Below are 15,825 nucleotides of genomic sequence, written 5' to 3' on the forward strand. Positions count from 1 at the left end.
CCCGGATCACGGGGCCGGCACCCGGGCGCGGAGGGTGAAGCCCGAGCGGGTGTCGAACGACACCGCCCCGCCGAGCTGCGCGACGCGTTCGCGGATGCCGGTGAGGCCGTGGCCGAGCCGCAGGGCGGCGGCGCCGCGCCCGTCGTCGCGCGCCGTCAGGACGATCCCGCCGTCGCCGGAACGGGCCACCTCGATCCACAGGTTCGCGGCGCCCGAGTGCCGGATGGTGTTCGTGACGGCCTCCTGGACGCACCGGATCAGCGCGGCCGTGCACGCCTCGTCGGGTTCGAGGCCGCCGTCGACGTCCAGGTGGACGCGGGGGTGCGGCAGCTCCGCGACGACCTCCGCGAGCGCCAGGCGCAGGTCCGGGGTGCCGGTGCGCAGCTCGCCGACCGCGGTGCGCACGTCGCCGAGCAGCTCCCTGGCCAGCCCGCGGGCGCGCTCGACGTGCTTGCGGGCCGCCGGGTCGCCGCGGTGGGAGGCCACCTCCAGCTCCAGGACGAGCGCGGTGAGCTGGTGGCCGAGGAGGTCGTGCAGCTCCCGGGCGATCCGCAGCCGCTCCCCCGCGCGGCTGGACTCGGCCAGCAGCGCGGTGGCGGCCCGCAGGTCGGTGTTGGCCGCGGCGAGGCGCCGGCGCGCCGCGGCCTCCCGCTGCTCGCTGCGCACCGCCCACACCGTGCAGAGCTGGAGCATCGCGTAGAGGAGCCAGGTCAGCACCACCTCCATGACCGTGCTCACGGCGAGCGCGGCCGCGGCGGCGGCGACCGTGCTGTTGGCGAGCAGGAGGGCGAGGACGGCCCGCCGCGAGCCCAGGTGCGCCGCGTACGCGGTGACGAAGACCAGCAGGATCGCGGTGTACCCGGCCCGCGGGGCCAGCAGCACGGTGGCGGCCCCGGTGAGCGCGAGCCCGGGCAGCAGGAGGCCGCGGACCGCCCGTTCCGGCGGCGTCTCCCGGAACCCCAGCACGAACAGCGCGATGAGGCCGAGGTAGCAGGACCACCACACCCACGGCGGGCCCGTGGTGGGCCGCTCCGCCGCGAGCAGGACGGGCACCCCGATCAGCGCGCACACCGCCAGCAGGCTCGCCGCGCCCCAGCGCTCCAGCTGCGAATCGGCCATGCTCCGAACACTACGGCCCGCGCCGCCGCGCCGACCGTGCCGGAAGTCACGGGTGCGGGTCGTGACGTCCGGCACCCGACGGCGGGGGCGGCCGCGTCCTAGCGTTCCGGTGTACGCGGTGGAACGGCCGGTGAGGGGGCACGATGGCGGTGGTCGAGGTGGACGGGCTGCGCAAGCGGTACGGGGACACGGTCGCGGTCGACGGCGTCTCGTTCGCCGTCGAGGAGGGCGAGATCTTCGGGATCCTCGGCCCGAACGGCGCGGGCAAGACGACCATCGTGGAGTGCGTCGAGGGCGTCCGGCGTCCCGACGCCGGGCGGATCCGCGTGCTCGGCCTGGATCCGTCGCGGGACCGCGCGAAGCTGCGGCGGGTCCTCGGCGCCCAGCTCCAGAGCGGGATGCTGCCGGAGAAGCTGCGGGTCGGCGAGGCCCTCGCGCTGTACCGGTCGTTCTACCGCGAGGGCGCGGATCCCGAGCGGCTGCTGGCGGACCTGGGGCTGGCGGGCAAGCGCGGCACCGCGTTCGAGGACCTGTCGGGCGGGCAGGCGCAGCGGCTCGCCATCGCGCTCGCGCTGGTCGGCCGGCCGCGGGTCGCGGTGCTCGACGAGCTCACCACCGGCCTGGACCCGCAGGCGCGCCGCGGCACCTGGGACCTCATCGAGCAGGTACGCGACACCGGCGTGACGGTGCTGCTGGTCACCCATCTCATGGAGGAGGCCGAGCGGCTGTGCGACCGGGTCGTGATCGTCGACCGGGGGCGGCCGGCCGCGCTCGGCACGCCGGGCGGCCTGATCGCGGCGCTGGACGCGCCGCGCCGGGTGCGGTTCCGGACGGAGGAACCGTTCGACCGGGCCGTGCTGGCCGGCCTGGAGGAGGTGACGGAGGTGCGGACCCGGCGCAGCGAGACCGTGGTCACCGGGACCGGCGACCTGCTGCGGGCGGTCGGGACGGCGCTGCTGCGCCACGGCGTCGTCGCCACCGAGACCCGGCTGGAGCGGGCCACGCTGGAGGACGCCTTCCTCGCGCTGACCGGCCGGCCCTACCAGGACGGGGAGGCGGCATGACCCCCGCGTTCGCGCTGCCCGCGCGGGCCTGGGCGATGCTCGCGCTGACCGAGGCCAGGATGGTGGTCCGCGACACCGCCGGCCTGGTCGTGCCGCTCGGGCTGCCCGTGCTGATCATGGTGATGAACGGGATCGGCGCCGACGGCGCGGGGCGGGCGGAGTTCCGCGGCCTGCCCGCGCTGGACGCCTACGTCGTGCCGCTGACGATCGTGATGGTGGTGGCGCTCATCGGCGTGGTCAACATGCCGTCCTTCCTGGCCTCGTACAGGAAGGCGGGCGTGCTGCGGCGCCTCTCGGTGACGCCGGCCCATCCGGCGTCGGTGCTCGTCGCCCAGGTCGCGGTCAGCCTGGCGCAGACGCTGCTCGGCGTGGCGCTGGCCCTGCTGGTGGCGCGGTCGGCGTTCGGCGTGGCGATGCCGCGCGACCCGTTCACCGCGGCCGGCGCGTTCCTCCTGGCGGCGGCCGCGATGTACGCGGTGGGCATGGTCGTCGCCGCGCTCGCGCCGACGCCGAACGCGGCCGTCGCGATCGGCCTGGTGCTGTTCTTCGCCACGATGGCGGCCGGCGGCGGGTTCGGCGGGCGCGGACAGCTGCCGGGGTGGCTGGACGCGCTCGGCGGGCACCTGCCGTACGGCGCGGGGCTGGACGCGCTGAGCGACGCCTGGACGGGCGCGGCACCCGACCCCGCCCAGCTCGGCGCCCTCGCCGGCACGACCGTCCTGGCCGCCGCGGTCGCCGCGAAGACGTTCCGCTGGAGCTGACGCGTCCCGGTGGCGCCGCAGCCGTCAGGGCTTGCGGGCCACCGCGCCGTAGGCGTCGATCTGCACCGTCTCGCCGTCCGGACGCCACTCGCCGATCGGGACCAGGCCGGGCTCGACCAGCTCCAGGCCCTCGAAGCAGCGGGCGAGCTGCCCGGGGTCGCGGAGGACGTAGGGGACGCCGCCGCTCTCCACGAGCTTCTCGGCGCCCTCGACGACCTCGGTCCCGGTGTCGGTGCCGTCCCACAGCACCAGGTGGCTGCCGGACGGGGTCACCTCCATCACCCGGCCGACGATGGCGCGCACCACGGCCAGGTCGGGCTCGTACCCGAGCACCCCCATGAACATGACCGCCACGGGCTCGCCGAAGTCCAGCACCTCGCGGGCCGCCTCGATGATCTTGTCGGGCTCGTGGTAGTCGGCGTGCACGTACGTGGTGGCGCCCTCGCTGGTCGTGCTGCCGAGCAGTGCCCGGGCGTGCACCAGCACCAGCGGGTCGTTGTCGACGTACACGATCCTGGACTCCGGGGCGACGCCCTGCGCGACCTCGTGGGTGTTCTGCATCGTCGGCAGCCCGGTGCCGATGTCGATGAACTGGCGGACGCCGCACTCGGCGGCCAGGAAGCGCACGGTGCGGATCAGGAACCGCCGGGACTGCCGCGCCATGGTGACGATCTGCGGGTACACCTCGGCCACCGCGTCGCCGGCCGCCCGGTCGGACTCGTAGTTGTCCTTGCCCCCCATCCAGTGGTTCCAGATCCGTGCCGCGTGGGGGACGCTGGTGTCGATGGCGGCGGTCTCCGCGGGGTCGCGCTCGGTCATGGGAAGCGCCTCTCTTGCGAGGAGGAACGAGTCCGGCGGTTCGTCCGGCGGGATCAACCTAATTCGTCGGCGCCGCCCCCGGGGAGGCGATTCGCCGCTCCTGGCATGGTTCGCTCTCCGGATACGGAGGGATGCCGCGCGCACCCGGGCGACACGATCTGGAATGCCGCTTTTGTTCCGAACCTAACAAGAAGTGGCGATCATGCCAGTACATACTGGCGGCCATGTTCCGACTCACGGTCTCCGCCGCGCTGGCGGCCGGCGTCCTCGCCGCCGCCGGGCTCGCCTCCCCCGCCGCCGCGTCCCCCGCGGCACCCGCCGCCCGCGATACCTCGGGCGACCTCCAGCAGGTGTCGCTCCCCTTCTTCTGGCCCAACAACTACCTCGAAGACGTCGCGGCCGCGTCCCCCGACAGCGTCTGGATCGCCGGCACCCAGGGCGAACTCGTCGTCCCGGGCCCCATCCCCGGCACCGGGCGGACGATCCCCGGCAACCCCGTCGTACGGCGCTGGAAGAACGGCGGCTGGGTGGAGTACCCCCTCGGCGGGCTGCCCCGGCAGGCCACGATCACCAACGTCGAGGCCGTCTCCCCCGAGGACGTCTGGATCTCCGGGACGAGGCACGTCACCGACGGCCCGGCGCGGTCCTACATCGGGCGCTTCACCGGCTCGGCGTTCGCCGAGGTCCCGCTGCCCTCCGGCGCGACCGGCGCGCACCTCCAGGCCGACGCGGCCGGCGTGTGGCTGTCGACGGCCGGCGACCTCTACCGCTGGACGGGCGGCTCCTGGGCGCACGTCACCGCCCTCCCGACCCTGCGCCAGCACAACCTGCAAGTGCGGTCGGCCGACGACGTCTGGCTGTTCGGCCAGACCTCCGACTACACCGACACCGTCGAGGCGCACCGCTGGGACGGCACCGCGTGGAAGCGCGTCCCTGTGGAGCAGGACACCCGCCTGGGGACGATCACCGACGTGCTGCCGCTGTCGTCCGGCGAGGCCTGGGCGGCCGGCGTCGACTGGACCGACGGCGGCGGCAGGGCGGTCCTGCTCCGCTGGGACGGCACCACCTGGAAGCACGTCCCCGTACCGGACGGGCTCAACGCCCTCGCCCGCATCGCGCGCGCCCCCGACGGGACCCTGTGGGCCAACGGCCACGCCACGGACCAGCCCGCCGCCCCGGGGCTGATCCGCTACCGCGGCGGCGCCTGGGAGCGCGTGCCGACCCCCGCCGTCCCGTTCCGGAGCAACATCCTCGTGAAGCCGCTGGCCATCGACCCCGTATCCGGCGACCTCTGGACGCTGGGCACGACCAACATCGGCGGACCGGTCCTGCTCTCGAGCCGCTGAGGCCGCCGCCGCGCGCGATCCATCCGGCCCGCCCAATTTGTGGGGTCCCTACAACACAGCGGCTCCACCCTGCGAGATGCGGGACATTGGCGAACACGGCCGCCGTCCAGGAGGGTGGAGGGCAGGTGCGGGCGACGCCCCGGTGCGCGGGCGTCGCCTTCTGTGCGCGGCTATTTGGAGGCTCAGAGGGTGTTCAGTCGAATCGCCATCGTCAATCGTGGAGAGGCCGCGATGCGGCTCATCCACGCCGTCCGGGACCTCTCGGCGGAGACCGGGGCGCGGATCGAGACGGTCGCCCTCTACACCGACGCCGATCGCGGCGCGACCTTCGTCCGGGAGGCGGACGTCGCCTACCCGCTGGGCCCGGCGTCGGCGCGCCCGTACCTCGACCTGGCCGTCCTGGAGCGGGCGCTGGTGGAGACCGGGGCGGACGCCGCGTGGGTCGGCTGGGGGTTCGTCGCCGAGGACCCGGCGTTCGCCGAGCTGTGCGAGCGGGTCGGCGTCACGTTCGTGGGGCCGAGCGCGGAGGCGATGCGCAGGCTGGGCGACAAGATCGGCGCGAAGCTGATCGCCGAGGAGGTCGGCGTCCCGGTGGCGCCGTGGAGCCGCGGCGAGGTCGCCACCCTGGAGGACGCGCTGCGCGCCGGGGACGCGATCGGCTACCCGCTGATGCTCAAGGCGACCGCGGGCGGCGGCGGGCGCGGCATCCGCAAGGTCGGCTCGCGGGAGGAGCTCGCCGCGGCGTACGAGCGCACCAGCCAGGAGGCGCTGCGGGCGTTCGGCTCCGGCGTGGTCTTCCTGGAGCGGCTGGTCACCGGCGCCCGCCACGTCGAGGTCCAGGTGATCTCCGACGGGGAGACGGCGTGGGCGCTGGGCGTGCGGGACTGCTCGGTGCAGCGCCGCAACCAGAAGATCATCGAGGAGTCGGCGTCGCCGGTGCTGGCGGCGGAGCAGGCGGCCGAGCTGAAGGCGGCGGCCGAGCGGCTCGCCGTGGCCGTCGGCTACCGCGGCGCCTGCACCGTCGAGTTCCTGTACCACCCGGGCGAGCGGCTGTTCGCGTTCCTGGAGGTCAACACCCGGCTCCAGGTCGAGCACCCGATCACCGAGATCACCACCGGCACCGACCTGGTACGGCTCCAGCTGCACGTGGCGGGCGGCGGGCGGCTGGAGGGCCCGCAGCCGGGCGAGTCCGGACACGCCGTCGAGGCGCGGCTCAACGCCGAGGACCCCGACCGCGACTTCGCGCCCGCCCCGGGCCGCATCGCGCGGCTCGTGCTGCCCGCCGGGCCCGGCATCCGGGTGGACACCGGCGTCAGCGAGGGCGACACGATCCCGGCCGACTTCGACTCGATGATCGCCAAGATCATCGCGTCCGGCCGCGACCGTGAGCACGCCCTGGGCCGGCTGCGCCGCGCGATGGCCGGCACCACGGTGATCATCGAGGGCGGCGCGACCAACAAGAGCTTCGTGCTCGACCTGCTCGACCAGCCCGAGGTGATCGACGGGACCGCCGACACCGGCTGGATCGACCGGGTGCGCGGCGAGGGCCGGCTGGTCAGCCACCGGCACTCCGCGATCGCCCTGGCGGCGGCCGCGATCGAGGCGTACCAGGACGAGGAGGAGGTGTCCCGCGGGCGGCTGCTGTCGACCGCGCGCGGCGGGCGCCCGCAGGTCCAGCACGACCCGGGCCGCCCGCTGGACCTCAAGCTCCGCGGCGTCGGCTACCGGGTGAGCGTCGCCCGGGTCGGGCACCGGCGGTTCCGCGTCACCATCTCCGGCGGCGGCGACGCGCACCCGGCGGACGTCGAGATCGAGCGGTACGACGCGCACAGCGGCCAGATCGTCGTCAACGGCCACCGGTTCCGGCTGGTGTCGGCCACCCACGGCCCGATCCACCTGGTCGAGGTCGACGGCGTCACGCACCGGATCAGCCGGGACGAGGGCGGCGTCGTCCGCTCCCCCGCCCCCGCGCTGGTGGTCGCGACGCCGCTGGCGGTGGGCGACGAGGTCGAGTCGGGCGCGCCGATCCTGGTGCTGGAGAGCATGAAGATGGAGACGGTGCTGCGCGCGCCGTTCCGCGCCCGCGTCCGCGAGTGCCCGGTGGCGGTGGGCGCCCAGGTCGAGACGGGCGCGCCGCTGATGCGGCTGGAGCCGCTGGCCGACGAGGGCGCCGAGGAGGCCGGGCCGGACACCGCGGCCGTCGAGATCGAGCTGCCCGCCGAGCCCGCCGCCGCCGCGGCCGACCGCGCCGCGCGCGGCCTCCAGGACCTGCGCGGCCTGCTGCTCGGCTTCGACGCCGACCCGTACGACCGCGACCGGGTGCTGTCGGGCTACCTGGCCGCGCGCGCCGAGCTGGGCGGGCGGCCGCTCGAAGGCGAGCTGGACCTGCTGACGGTGTTCGCCGACCTGTCCGAGCTGAGCCGCAACAAGCCGGGCGGCGAGCCGGAGACCGAGCCGGGCAGCCCGGTGCACAGCCCGCGCGAGTTCTTCCACAGCTACCTGCGGAGCCTGGACGCCGAGCGGGCCGGCCTCACCGAGGGCTTCCGGGCCAAGCTCGGCGAGGTGCTCGCCCACTACGGCGTCGCGGACCTCGACCGCACGCCGGAGCTGGAGGCCGCGGTCTTCCGGATCTTCCTGGCCCAGCAGCGGATGGGCGCCGGCGTCGCGCTGGTGTCGGAGCTGCTGCGCCAGTGGCTGGCCGGCCCGCCGCCGCTGGAGTCGCTCGGCGAGCGCGCCGGGACCGTCCTGGAGCACCTGGTCGAGGCCACGCAGGTGCGCTTCCCCGCGGTGGCCGACCTGGCCCGCGGCGTGGTGTTCCGCTGGTTCACCCAGCCGCTGATGCGCCGCGAGCGCGCCAAGGTGTACGCCGCCGTCCGCGACGACCTGCGCCACCTGGACGGGAACCCGGACGCGCCCGACCGCGCCGCGCGGATCCAGGCGATGGTGGCCAGCTCGGAACCGCTCGTCCGGCTGATCGGCCAGCGGATCGGCCGGCCCGGCCGGGACCACGCGCCGCTGCTGGAGGTGCTGACCCGCCGCTACTACGGCAACCGGTGGCTGGACGGGATCACCGCCCGGGACGTCGCGGGCTGCCGCTTCGTGACCGCCGAGCACACCGGCTCGGGCGAGGCGACGCGGCTGGTGACCACCGCCGTCGACATCGCCGCCCTGCCGGACGCCCTCGGCGCCGTCGGCACGCTCGCCGCCGAGGCGGGCGACGCGGCCGGCGTGGTCGCCGACCTCTACGTGACGTGGGAGGACCAGCCGAACGCCGACGCGATGGCGGAGCGGCTCGGGCGCCTGCTCGCCGAGCGGCCGCGGCCCGAGGGCGTCCGCCGGATCACCGCCACCGTCACCGGGACCGGCGGCGCCGTGATGCACCACCACTTCACGTTCCGGCCGGAGGGCGACGGCCTCGCCGAGGACCGGCTGATCCGCGGCCTGCACCCGCAGATCGCGCAGCGCCTGCAGCTGCAGCGGTGGCGCGAGTTCGACCTCACCCGGCTGCCGTCCGCGGACGAGGAGATCTACCTGTTCCGGGCCGTCGCGAAGAGCAACCCGGCCGACGAGCGGCTCATCGCGCTGGGCCAGGTCCGCGACCTGACGCCGCTGCGCGACGCCGACGGCCGGGTGATCGCGCTGCCGGTGGCGGAGGACGTGTTCACCGCCTGCCTGGACTCGATCCGCAACATCCAGGCGCAGCGGCCGCAGAACAAGCGGTTCGACACCAACCGGATCCTGATGTACGTCTGGCCGCCGACCGAGCTGACCGCCGACGAGCTCAAGGCGCTGGTGCGGCGGCTGCTGCCGACCATCCGCGGCGCGGGGCTGGAGGAGGTCCAGTTCGTGGCGCGCCGGCGCACGCCCGCCGGCGCGCTGACCGAGATCGCCGTCCGGATCACGCAGGAGCCGGGCCACGGGCCGCGCCTGCACGTCGCCGGGCCGGCCACGGAGCCGGTGCGGCCGCTGGACGACTACCGCCAGAAGGTGCTGCGCGCGGCGCGGCGCGGCAACGTGTACCCGTACGAGCTGACCGGCCTGCTCGCCGGCCCGGACGGCACGTTCACCGAGCACGACCTCGACGGGGACGGCGCGCTCGTCCCGGTGGACCGGCCGAAGGGGCGCAACACCGCGGCGATCGTCGCGGGCGTCGTCACGACGCCGACCGCGCGGCACCCGGAGGGCGTCACCCGCGTGGTGCTGCTCGGCGACCCGACCAAGGCGCTGGGCGCGCTGTCGGAGCCGGAGTGCTCGCGGGTGATCGCGGCGCTGGACCTGGCCGAGCGGATGCGGGTGCCGCTGGAGTGGTTCGCGCTGTCGGCGGGCGCCCGGATCTCGATGGACTCGGGAACCGAGAACATGGACTGGGTCGCGGCCGCGCTCAAGCGGATCGTGACGTTCACCCAGGCCGGCGGCGAGATCAACGTCGTGGTCGCCGGGATCAACGTCGGCGCCCAGCCGTACTGGAACGCCGAGGCCACGATGCTCATGCACACCAAGGGCGTCCTGGTGATGACGCCGGACTCGGCGATGGTGCTCACCGGCAAGCAGTCGCTGGACTTCTCCGGCGGCGTGTCGGCCGAGGACAACTTCGGCATCGGCGGCTACGACCGCGTGATGGGGCCGAACGGGCAGGCGCAGTACTGGGCGCCGGACCTGCCGGCCGCCCGCGACGTGCTGATGGCGCACTACGACCACACGTACGTGGTGCCGGGCGAGGCGGGCCCGCGCAAGGCCGGCACGGAGGACCCGTTCGACCGGGACGTCTCCGCCTTCCCGCACGCGCTGGCCGGGAGCGACTTCGCGACCGTCGGCGAGATCTTCTCCGCCGAGCACAACCCGGACCGCAAGAAGCCGTTCGACATCCGGACGGTGATGCGCGCCCTGTCCGATCAGGACCATCCGGTGCTGGAGCGCTGGGCGGACATGGCCGACGCCGAGACGTCCGCCGTCCAGGACGTCCACATCGGCGGCCAGCCGGTCTGCCTGGTCGGCATCGAGTCGCGGTCGGTGCCGCGCCGCGGGTTCCCGCCCACCGACGGCCCGGACACCTACACCGCGGGCACGCTGTTCCCGCGGTCGTCGAAGAAGACCGCGCGGGCGATCAACGCGGCGTCCGGGAACCGGCCGCTGGTCGTGCTGGCGAACCTGTCCGGTTTCGACGGCTCGCCGGAGTCGATGCGCAAGCTCCAGCTGGAGTACGGCGCGGAGATCGGACGGGCGATCGTGAACTTCGACGGCCCGATCGTGTTCTGCGTGATCTCCCGTTACCACGGCGGCGCGTTCGTGGTGTTCTCCAAGGCGCTCAACCCGAACATGACCGTGCTGGCGCTGGAGGGCTCGTTCGCCTCGGTGCTCGGCGGCGCCCCCGCGGCGGCCGTGGTCTTCTCGGGCGAGGTGGGCAACCGCACCGCGACCGACCCGCGGGTGACCAAGCTGCAGGCGCAGGTGGCGGAGACCACCGGCGCCGAGCGGGCCGCGCTGAACGCGCAGCTGGCCGAGGTCCAGTCCGCGGTGCGGGCGGAGAAGCTCGGCGAGGTCGCCGCCGAGTTCGACCGGGTGCACAGCATCCAGCGCGCGGTCGAGGTCGGCTCGGTGGACGCGATCATCAGCGCCGCCGAGCTGCGTCCCCGCGTCATCGAGGCCATCGAGCGGGGCCTGGACCGCTGATGCCGCAGTGTGCCGGGCGCCCCCGCCTCAGGGGGACGCCCGGCACACCGGCCGGTCAGGCGGGGTCCGCGCCGTTCCGCTGGGCCAGGACGCCCAGGGCCGCGTAGCCGCCGGTGATCGCCACCAGCCCCGCCACCGATCCGCGCGGCACGTCCCCGCGGACCAGGTGGACGGCCCCGGCCGCGGTGTCGCAGACGTCCACCACCAGGCACAGCCGCCGCCACCGCCGCCGCGCCGCCGGATCGCTCAGCAGGTAGCCGAGGCCGAGGGCCAGGGCCCGGCTGCCGAAGACGCGGATCATGTACCTGAGCTCGGGGGTGTCCCGATCGCCCAGGCCGGCCAGCTTCACGTTGAGGCCGGGCGCGGCCAGTGCCAGCGCTCCCCAGGCGACCCGGCCGCCCGCCATCGCTTCCATCGCACGCTCCATGCCGACGACCCTCCCAGCCCGCCCGCCGCGCATCGATTACCCCAGGGGTAATGCGAGGGCCCGCCCGGATCAGGCCGCCGGGCGGAGGGAGCGGGCGACGATCGACGGGCGCATCAGGGCCGGCGGCGGGTCGAGGAGGCCGATGACGCGGAAGAACTGCTCGGCGACCTCGGTGTCGCGGGCGGCGGCGGCCTGGACGCGCTCGACGTAGGCGTTCATGGCCCGGACGGCGAGGCCGCGGCGGCCCTCGACCTCGGGCATGGCCAGGTCGGCGGCCACCGCCATCCGCCACGGGACGTTCAGCGTCCTGGCCACGGCGCGGAAGTAGCGGCCGGCCAGGCCGCGCGCTCCGGCGTCCAGGCAGCCGCGCAGCACCTCGGCCTCCAGGCAGGCCACGGTCATGCCCTGCGCGTAGATCGGGTTGAAGCTGCACAGCGCGTCGCCGAGGACGACGAGCCCCTCGGGGAGGCCGCGGACGCGCTCGTAGCGGTTGCGCAGGTCCGACGCGTACCGGTGGGCGGCGACGGCGCCCAGCGGCTCGGCCGCGCGGATCGCCTCGGCCGCTTCCGGCGGCGCGATCGCGCACGCGTAGGCGAGGAAGCCGCCGTCGTCCGTCGGCGGCCGGTCGCCCAGTCCGGCGACGGTCAGCAGGTACCGGTCGCCCTCGACGGCGACCATCGCCATCCCGCGCGGCCGGCCGGGCCGCGGGCCGACGACGACGGCCTTGCCGGCGCCGGTGCCGGCCGGCAGCCGGATCGGGCGGGTGGCGTAGCCGACCGAGACCTTGATCTCCTCCTGCGGGACGGGCCCGTGCCCGAGCCGCTCCAGCCAGTACCGGGTGCGGCCGGCGCGGCCCATCGCGTCGACGACGAGGTCCGCGCGGATCTCCTCGGCGGCGCCGCCCGCGTGCCTGGGCATGACCTGGACGCCGGTGATCCGGCCCGGCCCGCCGGTGAGGAGGCCGACGACGTCGCGCCCCTCGGCGAACGCGACCCCGGGCAGCGCCGCGACGCGGCCGCGGACGGTCCGCTCCAGGAACGGCCTGCCGGCCTGGATCGCCCGCTCCGCGCCGGGCCGCCGCGCGAGGGTGTGGCCGCCGAGGCTGAAGTGGTGGTCGGTGCCGGGGTCGGCGACGACGGCGCCGCCCTCGATCAGCTCGCGTTCCAGGCCGGGCAGGAGCCCTTCGAGCACCCGCTGCCCGCGCGGCAGCAGGATGTGCGCGTGCCTGCCCTGCGGTACGCCCTTGCGCGACCGTCCCGGCCCTTCCTGATCGCGCTCGACGACCGTGACGCGCTCGTACGCCCCGGACAGGGCGCGGGCGGCGAGCAGCCCCGCCATGCCGGCGCCCAGGACCACCGCGTGCTCTCCGATGACTCGCATCTCGTGCCTCCCCTTCGCGGGTTCGTTGAGGCGACGATGCGGCGGCCCGCTGCCCACCTGCCAGGCCATCAGGTGTCCATCTGGTGTCCGCTCCCGTAGAGTTCGCGCTCCCACAGCCACGCGGCGATCCGTTCCACGGCCCGGTCGCGGTGCCGCCGGTAGGTGCTGAACGGCAGGCCGAGCATCTCGGCGGCGCGTTCCTGCGTCGGGGCGGGGCGCAGGAACGTGCGGTCGGCGACCCGGTACGGCGACTCCTCGCGCGGATCGTCCCGGAGCGTCCCGGCGGCCTCCTCGACCAGCCGCCGCAGCTCGGCCGCGGGATCGTCGGCGGCCCGCACGAGGCGGGAGCGCAGCAGCGGGTTCCCGGCCAGCCGGCCGGGGCTGCGCAGGTCCCGCAGGGCGGCGCGGACGGCCTGCGCGAACTCCGGCTGCGACAGGACGAGCTCGGGCGCGGCCGCCGTGGGCGGCGTGACAGGGGCGCCGAGCTCGCGCTCGGCGGTGAGCGCCAGCCAGTCGTCGACGCCGAGGACCCGCCAGTCGTGGGCGTACACCTCGTAGGGCAGCCCGCCGACGCGGAACGCCGCCTCGGGCGCGTGGTGGAAGTCGAAGAACGACAGCAGCGGGTCCCAGTAGTCGCGGTCGGACGGCACGCAGACCAGGTCCCAGGCCCGCGCGCCGCCGCGGGCGATGATCTCCTGCCCGTGCCAGAGCCGGATCATGGTCTCCGACCGGGTGGGCCGCGCGTCCGGCTCGGTGTCGGCGAAGAACCGCCAGGCCAGCACGGTCTCGCCCGGCCGCGGCGGCCCGTGCCGCAGCACGTGCCCCCACATCGCCCGCGCGCCCGGATCGTCCCCGAGGTCGGCCTCGCGCAGTTCCAGGTACGCCGCGTACCCGAACGGCTCGCCCGCACCGTCCCGGAAGATCCCGAATCCACCGGGCTGGCGTTCGAGCCAGTACGCCGCGTACGCCGCCTGCTCCTCGCCCTGCAGCTCGCGCGTCATCGCCAGGACGGTCTCGGCGTCGCCCGGCCGCAGCCCGCCGGCGGACAGCCGGTCGAGGCCGGTGAGCCGCCAGTACCCGCTGACGACGGGATGGCCGCGGGCGAGGAACATGACGTCCGCGAGGGCCTGGTGCCGGACGCCGTCGTCCTCCGCGGCGCGGCGGACGCGCGCGACGAAGTGGGCGCGCAGGGACCGGTGCAGCGCCGCGTACCCGCCGGGGTCGCGCCAGCGCAGGTCGGCGTCCAGGATGTCGCGGACGACGTCGTGCGGGAACAGCCCGTACTCGCGCTCCTCGACGAACGACTGCGCCCGCAGCCAGCCGAACAGCGCCGCGGCGCCGTCCCCGAGCATGGCGCGCAGCAGCTCCTCGGTGGTGAAGCGGGCGTGCGCGCAGATCTGCAGCGCCTCCCGGTGCCGCGGGCCGGGGACCTGGTCGACCAGCCGCGCGAGCAGCGCCCGGACGATGTCGGGCGCGCCGCCCAGCGCCCCCGGCACGTCCTGCCGCCTGGCGACCATGTCCACGAGCAGCGACAGCGTCAGCGGATGCCCGTGCGTCAGCTCCAGCACCCGCTCGTGCAGCTCTTCGGGGACGCCCTCGACGCGCAGGTACTCCCGCGTGTCGGACGGGCTGAGGTTGCGGACCGACACCACCCGCAGCAGCTCGTGCCAGCCGGCGTCGGCGATCCAGCGCGGCGACGGCGGGTCCCGCCCGGCGATGACGACGACGGTGTCGGCGGGCAGGCCCGGGACGAAGCGCTCCCGGATCCAGTCGTCGAGCGGCGCGAGCATCTCGTAGGTGTCGATCAGGACCGCGTACCGGCCGCCGGCCGGCGGTTCCACCGCCCGCCGGAACGCCGCCGGGTCGGGCGTGACGGTCCGCGCGTCCACGAGCACGGGCGCGACGCCGCTCCCGCGCACCGCCTCGGCCATCTCCGCCAGCAGCGCGCTCTTCCCGACGCCGCCGGGCCCGTGCAGGAACAGGACGGCGAACGTCCCGTCGGCGAGCGCGCCGCGCAGCAGCTCGATCTCCCCGGCACGGCCCACGAACCGGCGCCGCCGCGCGCGCCGCAGCCGGTCCCCGACCGTCCCGCCCTCGGCCACAGCGCCCTCCACGCCCTCCACGCACCGACGCCTCCGGCCCACCCTAGCCACCGCCGCCCGCCGGGCCATCGCCCGGCGGGCGCCCCGTTCAGGTCACTCCTCGCGGGCCTGGTTGAAGCGCAGCATGTTTCCGGCGGGGTCGCGGAAGGCGCAGTCGCGGACGCCGTACGGCTGGTCCATCGGCTCCTGCAGGACCTCGCCGCCCGCGGCGCGGATGCGCTCGAACGTGGCGTCGCAGTCGTCGGTGCTGAAGATGACGGCGCGCAGCATGCCCTTGGCCAGCAGCTCCGCCATGGCCTCCCGGTCGGCGGGCGAGGCGTTCGGGTCCGCGAGCGGCGGTTCGAGGACGATGTCCACCCCGGGCTGCGACGGCGCGCCGAGGGTCACCCAGCGCATCCCCTCGAAGCCGACGTCGTTGCGGACCTCCAGGCCGAGGGCGTCCCGGTAGAAGGGGACCGCCTTGTCATGGTCGTCGACGGCGATGAAACATGTGGAAAGCCTGATCTCCATGCCCCCACGCTACGTGCGGGGCGGCGGTCCGGCTTCTCCGTTCCTGACAGGACGTGTATAGATCTTGGCAATGCAGGCCGGGATGCCGGCGCCCTCGTCATGGGAGCGGGCCCGGTACGCGCTGGGGCTCTCGCCGACCAGCTCGGTGAAGCGCGTGCTGAACGACCCGAGCGAGGTACAGCCGACCGCGAAGCAGACCTCCGTCACCGACAGGTCGCCGCGCCGCAGCAGCGCCTTGGCCCGCTCGATCCGGCGGGTCATCAGGTAGTTGTAGGGCGTCTCCCCGAACGCGGCGCGGAAGCTGCGGGAGAAGTGGCCCGGCGACATGAGGGCGACGGCCGCCAGCGCCGGGACGTCCAGCGGTTCGGCGTAGTCGCGGTCCATCGTGTCGCGGGCCCGGCGCAGCCGGACCAGGTCCTCCAGCATCACGGCCCCAGTTTCGCACAACGCCGCAGGTCACCGTTCCCGGCACGGACCGGGCCCGCGTCCTTCAGCGGCGCGCGGTGGCCAGGAAGGCGGCCAGCGCGGCCGTCCATGCCCAGCAGGCGGTCCAGCAGCGGCGCCGATTCCGGCACCTTCACCTCCGGGCCGAACGCCCCGTACCGCCGGCCCATCTCCGCGGTCGGC

General features: G+C 75.2%; 11 protein-coding genes and 1 pseudogene. 4 read left to right on the forward strand and 8 right to left on the reverse strand.

What is annotated here, in order from left to right; all coding sequences use genetic code 11:
- Positions 1–6 precede the first annotated feature (6 nt).
- Positions 7–1,119, reverse strand: coding sequence for a histidine kinase (locus AB0881_RS35875; RefSeq protein WP_366624423.1), 1,113 nt, complete (start codon positions 1,117–1,119; stop codon positions 7–9).
- A gap of 143 nt (positions 1,120–1,262) precedes the next feature.
- Between AB0881_RS35875 and AB0881_RS35880 the strand changes: the two genes are divergently transcribed.
- The gene (locus tag AB0881_RS35880; protein WP_366624425.1) at positions 1,263–2,183 is read left to right on the forward strand and encodes an ABC transporter ATP-binding protein; all 921 of its coding nucleotides are present in this window, start codon (positions 1,263–1,265) and stop codon (positions 2,181–2,183) included.
- Positions 2,180–2,944 (forward strand): ABC transporter permease, encoded by a 765-nt coding sequence (locus AB0881_RS35885; protein ID WP_366624428.1) that lies wholly within the window; start codon positions 2,180–2,182, stop codon positions 2,942–2,944. Before AB0881_RS35880 ends, AB0881_RS35885 begins: the two co-directional genes overlap by 4 nt.
- 24 nt (positions 2,945–2,968) lie before the next feature.
- On the opposite strand, the gene AB0881_RS35890 is transcribed toward AB0881_RS35885, so the two are convergent.
- Positions 2,969–3,763: an SAM-dependent methyltransferase gene (locus AB0881_RS35890; RefSeq protein WP_366624430.1), complete on the reverse strand. Its 795-nt coding sequence runs from the start codon at positions 3,761–3,763 to the stop codon at positions 2,969–2,971.
- A 224-nt stretch (positions 3,764–3,987) separates the two neighbouring features.
- On the opposite strand from AB0881_RS35890, the gene AB0881_RS35895 reads away from it, so the two are divergent.
- Together AB0881_RS35895 and AB0881_RS35900 are read left to right on the forward strand one after the other, a co-directional pair.
- The gene (locus tag AB0881_RS35895) at positions 3,988–5,109 is read left to right on the forward strand and encodes a hypothetical protein (RefSeq protein WP_366624434.1); all 1,122 of its coding nucleotides are present in this window, start codon (positions 3,988–3,990) and stop codon (positions 5,107–5,109) included.
- Positions 5,110–5,298: 189 nt separating this feature from the next.
- Positions 5,299–10,779 (forward strand): biotin carboxylase N-terminal domain-containing protein, encoded by a 5,481-nt coding sequence (locus AB0881_RS35900; protein WP_366624436.1) that lies wholly within the window; start codon positions 5,299–5,301, stop codon positions 10,777–10,779.
- 55 nt (positions 10,780–10,834) lie between these two features.
- On the opposite strand, the gene AB0881_RS35905 is transcribed toward AB0881_RS35900, so the two are convergent.
- The 6 genes and pseudogenes from AB0881_RS35905 to AB0881_RS35930 form a co-directional block, all read right to left on the reverse strand.
- A complete protein-coding gene (locus tag AB0881_RS35905) occupies positions 10,835–11,194 on the reverse strand; it encodes a hypothetical protein (protein ID WP_366624438.1) in 360 nt (119 codons plus the stop codon).
- An 81-nt stretch (positions 11,195–11,275) separates the two neighbouring features.
- Positions 11,276–12,586 carry an FAD-dependent monooxygenase gene (locus AB0881_RS35910; RefSeq protein ID WP_366624440.1) on the reverse strand — a complete coding sequence of 437 codons (1,311 nt, stop codon included), beginning with the start codon at positions 12,584–12,586 and terminating at the stop codon, positions 11,276–11,278.
- Positions 12,587–12,654: 68 nt separating this feature from the next.
- Entirely contained in the window at positions 12,655–14,700 is a 2,046-nt protein-coding gene (locus AB0881_RS35915; protein WP_366624442.1) for an ATP-binding protein, read from the reverse strand.
- 81 nt (positions 14,701–14,781) lie between these two features.
- Positions 14,782–15,198, reverse strand: coding sequence for a VOC family protein (locus AB0881_RS35920; protein WP_366624444.1), 417 nt, complete (start codon positions 15,196–15,198; stop codon positions 14,782–14,784).
- Positions 15,199–15,207: 9 nt separating this feature from the next.
- Positions 15,208–15,624 carry a helix-turn-helix transcriptional regulator gene (locus AB0881_RS35925; protein ID WP_366624446.1) on the reverse strand — a complete coding sequence of 139 codons (417 nt, stop codon included), beginning with the start codon at positions 15,622–15,624 and terminating at the stop codon, positions 15,208–15,210.
- Positions 15,624–15,825 (reverse strand): annotated as a pseudogene (locus AB0881_RS35930) (hypothetical protein); the annotation flags it as partial. The pseudogene AB0881_RS35930 and the gene AB0881_RS35925, both read right to left, overlap by 1 nt.

Origin of the sequence: Spirillospora sp. NPDC029432 (genome assembly GCF_040703975.1) — a bacterium.
In the GTDB taxonomy this organism is placed as follows: Bacteria; Actinomycetota; Actinomycetes; order Streptosporangiales; family Streptosporangiaceae; genus Spirillospora.